The 363-nt window shown below is 75.5% G+C and carries 1 pseudogene; it reads left to right on the top strand.

Going from position 1 to position 363, the window contains the following annotated elements:
* Positions 1–363 (top strand): annotated as a pseudogene (locus L687_RS0122095) (PLP-dependent aminotransferase family protein); the annotation flags it as partial.

Genomic DNA, 363 nt, shown 5'->3' with positions numbered 1-363 from the left:
GACCTGGGGATCGACGGCGACCCGCGCCCGGTCGCCGCGTCCGATGACGACGGACACGTCGTGTACCTGCGCTCGCTCACGAAGAGCGCCTCGCCCGCCCTCCGCGTCGCGGCCGTGATCGCGCGCGGACCCGCGCGGGAGCGCATCCTCGCGGATCGCGCGGCCGAGTCGATGTACGTGAGCGGGGTGCTGCAGACCGCGGCCCTCGACGTGGTCACCCAGCCCGCGTGGCGCACGCACCTGCGCGGCTTCCGCGAGCACTTGCGCGCGCGCCGCGACCTGCTGGTCTCGAGCCTCGCCGCGCACGCCCCCTCCGCGCACATCGAGAGCGTTCCGGTGGGCGGCCTGAACCTGTGGGTGCGG

The organism is Microbacterium maritypicum MF109, from assembly GCF_000455825.1.
GTDB classification, from domain to species: Bacteria; Actinomycetota; Actinomycetes; order Actinomycetales; family Microbacteriaceae; genus Microbacterium; species Microbacterium maritypicum_A.
The sequence above is the reverse complement of the archived record's forward strand: the minus strand, read 5'-3'. Positions and strand labels throughout refer to the sequence as shown.